At 38.4% G+C, this 10,505-nt stretch carries 8 protein-coding genes; 3 read left to right on the top strand and 5 right to left on the bottom strand.

Annotated elements, in window-relative coordinates:
- Positions 1–1,668: HAMP domain-containing protein (locus SGI74_14410; GenBank protein MDZ4678687.1), on the bottom strand; the 1,668-nt coding region annotated here is incomplete at its 3' end.
- Positions 1,669–1,975: 307 nt separating this feature from the next.
- On the opposite strand from SGI74_14410, the gene SGI74_14405 reads away from it, so the two are divergent.
- Both SGI74_14405 and SGI74_14400 read left to right on the top strand, forming a co-directional pair.
- On the top strand, positions 1,976–3,301 hold the full coding sequence (locus SGI74_14405) for a DUF3373 family protein (protein MDZ4678686.1): 1,326 nt from the start codon (positions 1,976–1,978) through the stop codon (positions 3,299–3,301).
- Positions 3,291–4,625 (top strand): hypothetical protein, encoded by a 1,335-nt coding sequence (locus tag SGI74_14400; protein MDZ4678685.1) that lies wholly within the window; start codon positions 3,291–3,293, stop codon positions 4,623–4,625. Before SGI74_14405 ends, SGI74_14400 begins: the two co-directional genes overlap by 11 nt.
- A 31-nt stretch (positions 4,626–4,656) precedes the next feature.
- Here the strand turns inward: SGI74_14400 and lpxD are convergent, their stop codons facing one another.
- Positions 4,657–5,721 (bottom strand): UDP-3-O-(3-hydroxymyristoyl)glucosamine N-acyltransferase, encoded by a 1,065-nt coding sequence (gene lpxD, locus SGI74_14395; GenBank protein MDZ4678684.1) that lies wholly within the window; start codon positions 5,719–5,721, stop codon positions 4,657–4,659.
- 117 nt (positions 5,722–5,838) lie between these two features.
- Between lpxD and SGI74_14390 the strand changes: the two genes are divergently transcribed.
- Entirely contained in the window at positions 5,839–6,939 is a 1,101-nt protein-coding gene (locus SGI74_14390) for a fatty acid desaturase (GenBank protein MDZ4678683.1), read from the top strand.
- On the opposite strand, the gene SGI74_14385 is transcribed toward SGI74_14390, so the two are convergent.
- From SGI74_14385 to SGI74_14375, 3 genes are all read right to left on the bottom strand, one after another.
- Positions 6,936–7,610, bottom strand: a complete 675-nt coding sequence (locus tag SGI74_14385) for a tRNA-uridine aminocarboxypropyltransferase (protein MDZ4678682.1) — start codon at positions 7,608–7,610, stop codon at positions 6,936–6,938. The two genes, SGI74_14390 and SGI74_14385, sit on opposite strands and share 4 nt — an antisense overlap.
- A 46-nt stretch (positions 7,611–7,656) precedes the next feature.
- Positions 7,657–9,057 (bottom strand): ATP-dependent RNA helicase DbpA, encoded by a 1,401-nt coding sequence (gene dbpA, locus SGI74_14380; protein ID MDZ4678681.1) that lies wholly within the window; start codon positions 9,055–9,057, stop codon positions 7,657–7,659.
- A gap of 170 nt (positions 9,058–9,227) precedes the next feature.
- Positions 9,228–10,505, bottom strand: a 1,278-nt coding sequence (locus SGI74_14375; GenBank protein MDZ4678680.1) for a hypothetical protein, incomplete at its 5' end; no start/stop codon positions are given.

Here is a 10,505-nt window from a genome sequence, read left to right as displayed (position 1 = left end):
TTTAAGTTCAGAGATCTCACCCTTAGCATCAACTGTAATTTTTTGTGATAAGTCACCTTTAGCAACCGCTGTTGTAACTTTTGCGATGTTACGAACTTGGTTAGTGAGATTTCCTGCAAGACTATTTACGTTATCTGTTAAGTCTTTCCAAGTACCTGAAACCCCTCTAACAACAGCTTGTCCCCCAAGCTTTCCTTCTGTACCAACCTCTTTAGCAACTCGAGTAACCTCAGCCGCAAATGAATTGAGCTGATCGACCATTGTATTAATTGTGTTTTTAAGTTCAGAGATCTCGCCACGCGCATCAACTGTAATTTTTTGTGATAAGTCACCTTTAGCGATAGCTGTTGTAACTTTTGCGATGTTACGAACTTGAGCTGTAAGGTTATTTGCAAGACCGTTAACGTTGTCTGTTAAGTCTTTCCATGTTCCTGAAACCCCTTTAACATCAGCTTGTCCGCCTAGCTTTCCTTCTGTACCAACCTCTTTAGCAACTCGAGTTACCTCAGCCGCAAATGATCTGAGTTGATCCACCATTACGTTAATGGTGTTTTTAAGTTCAAAAATCTCACCCTTAGCATCAACTGTAATTTTTTGTGATAAGTCACCATTAGCAACTGCGGTTGTAACTTTTGCGATGTTACGAACCTGAGCTGTAAGGTTGTTTGCAAGACCGTTAACGTTGTCTGTTAAATCTTTCCATGTACCTGAAACCCCTTTAACTTCTGCCTGACCACCGAGACGACCTTCTGTACCTACCTCTTTAGCAACTCGAGTTACCTCGGCTGCGAATGAGGAGAGTTGATCCACCATTACGTTAATGGTGTTTTTAAGTTCAAAAATCTCACCCTTAGCATCAACTGTAATTTTTTGTGATAAGTCACCTTTAGCAACCGCGGTTGTAACCTTTGCGATGTTACGAACTTGGGCTGTTAAGTTTCCGGCGAGCTGGTTAACGTTATCTGTTAGATCCTTCCAAATACCTGAAGCTCCACGAACGTCAGCTTGACCGCCTAGTTTTCCTTCAACACCAACCTCTTTAGCAACTCGAGTAACCTCAGACGCGAATGAGTTTAGCTGGTCAACCATGACGTTAACTGTTTGCCCGATACGATGAAACTCACCCTTTACCGCTCTACCTTCGATATCCATGGACATCTTTTGGGATAAGTCACCACGAGCAACTGATGTAATAACTCGAGCAAATTCGTTTGTTGGTTGAACAAGATCACCAATAAGGGTGTTAAATGAACCAACAGCTGTTGCCCATGAACCCTTAACTTGACCAATATTGGCCCGTTCGTTCATCTTACCTTCATGACCAACGATTTTACTTACGCGAGTGATTTCTTTAGATAAATTGTCATTGAGTTCAAAAATATCGTTTAATACTTCACCAATCTCAGAAACTATACCATCTGAACCTTCAGGAAGTCGTACAGAGAAGTCACCACTTCTAACGGCCTTAACTAGCTTAAGTAATACTTTTAGTTGTTGGTGATCACTAGTAGCTCCTACGGGACCAACTTTTAGGCTTAATGAACTGGTTTTGCTTTCACGAACTTGAGCTGATTTTGATTTTTGTAGGGGGTTCAAGTTTTTGTTAAGTGCCCCAGCTTTTTTCTTACTGCCTGGCGTAACACGTCCATCAGTTGATGATGATTTCATCTATGCAATCTCCTTAAAAGTTTTTGGTGCGTCGAATTACTCCTAACACAGCAAAAGCTATTCCACTTTCGGGAATGTATTACCATACTTAGGCCATCGAATCTAAAATCCTTTGCAGAAAAGGTTTTTAAGACTTTTCGTATACTCGGGTAGATTTTTATAGGGTTTAATTTGGTTCAAATTTGCGTCGAAGTGACACGTTTTGGGCAAACTGACTCATGTTTATACAAAATTTTCATCTCTAATAGTTTTCTTAAATTCACTTAAATCATTGCCATCGAATCAGAACTTGTTAAATAGATATTCTATGAAATTTATTATATTTGGTCTCACAATTTTGTTTTCAATAATCAACCCACCCGCTTTTGCTGATGAAATATCACAAAGTAAATCATTAGAGTTCTCCGGTTACATTACTAATAGATACGACAAGGTTTACCGCCGCAATGATGTTGGACGGCTTTGGCTTACCGACCATTTTCGATCTGTGTTTAATTTAGACATCCAAGCTCATCCAGCAGATCAAGTCGATGTGTATGGTAAATTGGGGATGACTAAATATTGGAACCAATGGATCACCCAAAATCGTCAGACAGATGGCGTTTATAATTTCAACACACAAACAAGATTCGCTGATTCAGTAATTCGAGTTGAAGAGGCCTATTTTAATTATAAGCCTTTTTCTTGGTTCACATTAACTGGTGGAAGACTCCCCACCACTCACGGTTCACCCGTTAAATATTACGCAGGCAAACACTTTAGCGGCATTTATCCAAAACTTGCATACGGATCAGACCTTGATGGTGCAATTACAACATTTCATATTGCACACGCACTTCTTGCTGATCATCATTTAGATTTACGTTTGGCCTATGTGCCTTATCTTTTACAAAATTATAACTACCAACAAACGTCTACCAGTACGCGCCCTAATACCAATAGTTCAGCTTCTGATGCAGAAACATTAGCCCCCCAAGCAATGGCGAGTGTTCATTATGAATATAAAAATTTAAACTTAGTTGCTCATTATCGATGGCTTAATTATTTGCGATTTCCTGATGCCACAATTTCAGAAGCATCACTTAACTCTGGGCTCTCAGGTACGGCACTCACAAATTCAAATATAGCTGTTAGTTTAAAAATGCTCACTTTTCACGCTGAAATCACAGATATTGCAGAGAGCCGCATTGATCTTTCGACAAGCTATCTTATGAGTACTTTATCAAGCTCAGGCAAGGCCACTGTAACAACCGGAACTTTAGCGGGCACTGATCTTGGTGGGTACGGAACCTCAAAATCAGATGACACACTTAATGGTGGTGTTTTACTTGTTGCTTCACGCTACCACTTTTTATGGGAAGAACTTAAAAACCCTTATTTAGGAATTGAATTTTTGACTGCTACAAAAGATTCTTTTTATTACGATGGTTTTTCAGAAGACCCGGGGCGTTTTTATGAAACGCGCGGGAATGCCTATCATGTTTATATTTTACAACCTTTAAACGAAGCACTTACTGTGAGAGTCGGCTATAGGCGACAAGATTTTAGTTGGACGCCCATAGCACTTGGCAGTACTCGTGATGATCGTTCAAAAATTGAAACTTACTATGCTCACTTCAAAATTGATTTTTAATTTCAAAAATATTTCTATTTTTAGAATTAAGAGATCATTCTTTAATTGGTTTTTCATTGGTTTGTTTTATTTTGGTTTATTATTCTTTAATTTGTTAATCACCCCTCAAGCATCTGCAATCACATTTGAGAGTTTTCCTGAATTTACGACCATGTCTGAAGATGAAGTATTACGGTTTGAAAAGCCTATTCATATTGACCCGCAATATGCTGCAGCTGCTTTAAGTTACACGAAACCATATATGTGGGAATATTGGTGGCTCACACACAAAGCATCATTTGATGGTACCGTTGGAAGTCTTAACGGAACCACATTTTTAATCAATAACAGGGGTAAACTTCATAAACTTTTATCTGAAAATTTTGAATTTCGATTCACCTACTTTGAAGAACGTACTTTAGAGCGCGATTCAACTGCACACGTTGTTGAGTTTATCTATTGGCCAAATGAAAAATTGGGATTCTCGGCATATGGAGAACCATCATTTTACAAACGTCAAAACGATATGGGTCTTGCGATTTTGTATAAGCCTCATTTAAATCACGAGATCAGGGTTTTTAACACCTGGGTTGATTTAGTGAGAAATGATCGCAATGATCGACGGGATCATTTTGTTGAATCAGATATGCCTTATTCAATGGGAATAGTTGGCAGAACTTGGTCGCCATTAGATGAAAATAAAAATGAGTTTTTTGAATACTCATTAAGACAAGACACCCCTACACGCTGGATATTTCCGGATGAAAATTATGAGTATCGATACTCAAAAAAAACCGCATCTGTTTTTTTACAACTTGGCGTTTCCGAAAATATTCTTATGAGTGGGCGTATTCAGTATGATCAAAAATTTGAATCTAAAACGCCCACCACATTGACGAGCACTACAGTCTTAGAAAACTGGACAACTGATCGACTGCAATCTGTTTTAAGGACATCTTTTTTTAAAACCGGGCCAAATAGTAATTGGGAGATAACCCCGGGCATTGCTATGAATGTGCGGGATTGGAAATCTAATACTGGAGTTGTAACTTATCTAGATTATGTACCCCATGTGATTTTAGTTATGCCAGGATTTAGAAAAATCCCAGGGCTTGACACATGGACTCTTGAATACGACTTCACCTTGCATAGGCAAGCCGGGCCTGATTTTTTACGTAGTCGACCTAACAGCAGTGACATCATCGAACAACGCCTTGATGTGAGTTATGATTTTGCTTTTGCTGGAAGTTCTTATTTAAAACTTATGGGAACATTTGATTTAAGTAATTTCTTAAAAGGCAAACCCTGGGGTGGCGGCAATGCAATGTTCAGAGTTGATTTTTAAATCAATAATCTAAATGATAAACTTAAGTTTTTTATTTTTGCGCGAGAGCATCCTCTAAAGATTTTATTCTCTCTTTAAGTTCTACAAGATTTTTTTGTATAACAGCGTTTTTTAAATAACTCTGTAATGGTTGAAGTGGAAGACCCGCATAAGCCCCTGGCTTATCTACATCTTTTGTAATACCCGCGCGATGAAGTAAAACCACATCACTACAGATATTCATGTGATCTAGAATTCCTGTTTGCCCACTTGTGATTACTCGATCACCCAATTTAGATGACCCCGCAATACAACACATAGAAGTAAGTAAACAATCCTGGCCGACTTCTACGTTATGAGCCACATGACAAAGATTATCTAGCTTTGTGCCCGCACCGATTTTTGTAACATGATATGCCGCACGATCAACGCAACAACCTGCTCCGATGCGAACGCGATCTTCAATAATCACAATTCCTGTTTGTGGAATGGGATGACTTTTACCTTTATCATCTTGGGCAAAACCATAACCCTCAGAACCAATCACTGAATTTGAATGAATTGCGACTTCATTACCAATTTCACACCCGTACCCAATAATAACATTTGAATGTATCATCGTATCATTACCAATAACGACATCATGTTCAATCACACTACCTGTCATGATACGTGTGCGCTCACCGATTTTAACATTGTTTTGGATTACTACGTAGGGTTCAATAAATGTAGATTCAGGAATTTTAACTGATGCGTGAATGAGGGCCGTGGGATGTATGCGGGGCCAATCAGAATTTTCAAAACTTCTTGCTGCATATTTTCTTTTGATGTGTGCCTGGGCGAGATTAACATTTGAAGCAATTAATATTGTAACGTCTTTGAGATCACAAAATGATTCAAGCATTTTTTGAGAAGTCACAACAGCCGTAGGTTTATTTGTAAGTATTTGCGAAACGTAATCTTTTTTATCAACAAAAACTAAAGACCCTATAGCTGAATCTTCTGCGCGCACTATAGAAGTAATGATTCGGTCTTCACCGATCATTTCTAGAAGAATGCCTTTATCTTTAAATGCATTCATTATTTCAGAAGTTCTAACGCTGAGCTGCTTACTCATCACGTCCTCCTTGGAGTTCAGTTTTACAAAGGGCATTAATTATCTAATTTAACGAAAAAAGATAGGTAATTACAGCAAATAAGGGCAAACTAACCTGTGTAAAACAAAGGTGAAAAATTGGATCAAACTATCGAACAAACAGAGATTATTAAAAATCCTATTGAATCAATCGATGCTGACTCAACTTCAGCAAAAACAGAGCTTAAAAATATCGTTTTTTACAGGCAAGCTCTTATGAAAAATCTCTCGCCAGATCTTTTAAAGCCCGCACCCCATCGCATCGGTTGGTATGTGCTTTTTGCTACTGGTACGATTGTTTCATTTCTTGCAATCATAAACATGAATCTTCCATGGCCCGCCAAACTTTTATTAGCGATTATCATTGGTCTTTGTAATGGTGGAATGGGTTTTGTTACACATGAAATTTCACATGGCGCCATTATCAAAAATAAAACCGCACAAAGTATTCTCTGTTATTTCGGAAGTCTGCCCTTTTTTGTATCACCCACATTTTGGCGCTATTGGCACAACCAACTTCATCATGGCAAAACACAGCAACTCATTCGTGACCCTGATGCGTTTCCAAATTTGAAAATTTACAAGGCAAGTAAGTTTATAAGATTTATGTTCCCCTTTACACCTGGCTCAGGTCACAAACGAAGCTTTGCTTATTTTTTCTTTTGGTTTTCATTTCATAATTTTGTCGCACAAACATATTTGCGCTTTAGAAACAGTGTCTTTGATCAACTCGATCATAAGAAAGTTACTTTAGAATTTTCAGGGCAAGTTTTAATTGGTGCAGCCCTTCTTTATTATGCTGGATTACAAAATTTTATATGGGTGTTTTTGATTCCGCTCTTTATTCAAAACTATACATTGATGAGTTATATTTCTACTAATCACAATTTAAACCCGTTGACCTCTGAAAATGACCCTTTGGTAAACTCACTGACCGTGACCAATCACCCATTTTTTGAATTTTTTCATCTCAACTTTGGCTACCACGTTGAACATCATATTTTTCCAACCATGAGCAGCCATCATGCAAAAGCCGTTCATCAAGAATTAATTAAACAATTTCCAGAAAATTTTCACGTGATGACTAAATGGCGTGCAATGAAAAACCTGTATAAAACGCCTCGTATTTATAAAAATGCGAATGAACTGGTGCATCCGAAAACTTTAGAGACTACGAAAATTAAAAGTATTTTCAACTAACCTGCATTTTTAATTCTAATTCTATCTAAAACCCGCGGTGCTTTTTGAACATACTCAAGTTGTTTTGAAACCATTTTATCAAAAACATATAGCAATCTATCGTGCACACGCACATCAGTATTAAATCCTTGAGTTGTTCCAATTAACTCAATGGTGTGATGAATTGCCTCTAAGGTCGAATAACAACCAGGGGCAGGTTGTTTTCTCACTCTAAAATTGGATGGCCCCGGTGGAGAAAAACAGATTTTTGGCAAATGATGAAGATTTGAACTAAGTCTTACCATTGTGCGAGCTGTGTTCCATGTTCCATCAACCACAAAAATCGTAAGCATTTTATTTTTAGGAAATAGGCTAGCTCTTTGAGTTGTTGTTAAGGGGCTAATATTTGTGGATTGCTGACCCGGATATAAAATAACGGGATAATAATTAGGGTTATTTAATATCAAATTTACATTTTTATTTTGAGAATAATCATGTCCAATAATTAGTTCAGAATTATCTAAACATAAATGCGACATGCGACCTGATGCAATACGCCTTTTAACTTCGATGGGATGAATAAGAATAACAAATTTTATTTGTGGATCAAACTTTTGAATATAACAGCAATAACAGTGAACTTTTGGCTGCCGACACGTATAACAAAATTCACGATAGGACTGCACTTCCATGGTCTAGCCCTCAGGTTTTGTATCTCTTGAATTTATTGTAGCTTATTTATCTGACCATTTTAATCTGAAACTTATGCCCTTTAATACGACCGTCGCGAAGTTTCTCCATAGCTCTTTGTGCAATGTGTTTTGAAACTGCCACATAAGAAAATCGATCATGGATCTCAATTTTGCCTATATCTTTGCCGTCTAGGTGGGCTGCATCACCTGTCAGAGCTCCAAGGATGTCTCCAGGTCTAACCTTATCTTTACGTCCGCCTGAGATATAAAGCGTTTCCATTTCAGCGTCTTTATTTAAGACTTTAGCGCGCATATCGCGCTGCTTAAGCTGAGAGAGACTTTTACGTTCTATTTTCTTACCAATGAATTCTTCAATGTCTTCAAATCTAAACTCTTCACGTTCCGTGAGAAGCATAATAGCTAGACCTTTTTTACCAGCGCGCCCCGTTCTACCAATACGATGAACATAAATGTCAGGTTTAATGGGGACATCATAATTAATAACCATATCTAGATCTTCTATATCTAAACCACGAGCGGCGACATCGGTAGCAACAAGTACACGAACACTTTTATTTCGAAAACGAGCCATCATACGATCGCGATCTCTTTGTTCGAGATCACCATGAAGACTGGCGACACTGATTTCAAATTTTTCTAAGATCTTAGTAATTTCAAGAATTGTAGCTTTAAGATTACAAAAAATCAAAACTGACTCTGGTTGATTATGCCTTAGAATTCCTAAAAGGGTTTCTGACTTTTGATCATACTCAGTAAAATAACATTGTTGCTCAATGGCTAAAGATCTTGATCCATCATCAATGATAATTTTCACGGGATTTGTCTGATAACCCTGACTTAAAGCTTCAATAGTTGGAGGAAACGTCGCTGAAAATAATAGTGTCTGACGTTTTTGAGGAAGTTTTTGAAGTATCTCATTCATTTCATCTTCAAAACCCATATCTAACATGCGATCGGCTTCATCAAGCACAACGATATTAACCGTTGAAATATTAAGGTACCCGCGTTTTAAATGATCAAGTGTTCTACCTGGTGTACCAACAATTATCTGCGCACCATGTTCAAGTGAAATTCTTTGATCACGAAGTGGTTGACCACCTGTGAGCGAAACAACTTGAAGACCATTAAACCTACATCCCAAACGTCTGATTTCTCGTGCGACCTGAGTACAGAGCTCTCTTGTCGGGCATAAAATCAAAGCCTGAGGTACTCGGTTTTCTATATCTGTTTTTTCTAAGATCGGAATACCAAATGCAGCAGTTTTTCCACTACCCGTCTTTGATTGCCCAATGAGGTCACGCCCCTCTAAAAGATAGGGAATACTCTGAGCCTGAATGGGGGTGGGTTTGACGTAACCGATCTCTTTGATAACTTCAAGTAAGAGTGGAGATAATGACAATGTCGTAAAATCTTTGATTGGAAGCATACACAGAGCAACTGCGATAATTATGCCACAGAGAAGCCGGTTTTTCGAAGATTCACGGTGTCGCGAGCAAGTGTTTTGCAATTGAGACATTTACTTAAGATGTATTTGAATTGTGGGGATATCTGATGAAGTTTTTACTCTTAATATCTATTTTAACGACACTTTATTGATTAAGGAACTTTTAGAATAAACACGTCACGCCGTGAGGTGTTTCCCCAATTACTTGTGAATATAATAAAGCGCCCGTCAAAGCTGATGTTAGCTCGGGGTGCATCGTAATAACTGCGATATGCTGAATGATGATGTGCAAGGCGTCTCACCCTTTGACTTCCATCTGTTGCCACTTGAAAAATCTCATTATGAAAAACACCAGCCGGTGTATTAACAGGAACAGTATAAGCACTGATCACACACCAAGCTTCATTGTTGGCTAGGCATGAAACATGTGAAGCTTGAGACCAATCGTTTCCAAAACTTATAAGATTATAAAACTGGTGAGGTGTCGCAAAATTTCTAAACGTATATGTATTATTCCAATTATCATCACCAACTATAAAACCACGACCAGTATCAGTATGCCCTCCCGGAGCATAATCAGGGCCATTATCAAGAAGATCAGCGATGACTCTGTTTGTAGAAAGATCAATCACTCGGGCTTCAATGGCACCGGCACCCTGAACTCCAGTTTTGTTTATAAGATAACGGCCCGTTTTATCAACCGACACTTCATCGCAATTTGGAGTTAATTCTGTATAGACAGAATTGTTAGAACGTTTCCAGGCGAGAAACCCAATTGTTTGATAACTAGAATTTTTTCTCGTGAAAGCAAAAGTCATTTCATCTTCACTCATGCTCATTTGAAAAACATATTCACCACTTGAACTTGATACAACCGTTGAAAGATCTTTAATAGTTACGTAAGTGTCTGTTGCGACATTGTAGCTTACAATTTTCATTCCGATATGAGCGTAGATAATATTGGGATTATACCGACTCCAATTCATATCTCCACCACTCACCGGATAACCCATGCCTGGCACAGGCGAACTAAATAGGGCACGTTTATTTGAAATTGAAAAATTATCTGGATCAAAATCATAAAGCCAAACATTGCCGTTTGTTCCATCAATAGTCATAAGGCGAGTGCTGTTTGAATTTAGACTGGGCCAGTAAGAATACGCATTTATGTTATTGTTTCCATCACTAGAACCTGTGACTTGTAAGATCTGTGTATTAAAAGTGCGGTCAGTAATGACGCCACCGATACCTGGCAATGATGGCCGTGATGGTTCAGCATAAACATTTCTATCGGTGATGACATTTGTTGATGGCGTGGGTGTAGGAGTTGGCGTCATCACAGGTGTCGGTGTTGGAGTTGGAAATGGTGTTGGAACAGGTGTCGGTGCTGGAGTTGGTGTTGGTGTTGGTGTTGGTGTTGGTGTTGGTGT

It is taken from the genome of Oligoflexia bacterium (assembly GCA_034439615.1).
Taxonomy (GTDB): Bacteria; Bdellovibrionota; Bdellovibrionia; order JABDDW01; family JABDDW01; genus JAWXAT01.
The sequence above is the reverse complement of the archived record's forward strand: the minus strand, read 5'-3'. Positions and strand labels throughout refer to the sequence as shown.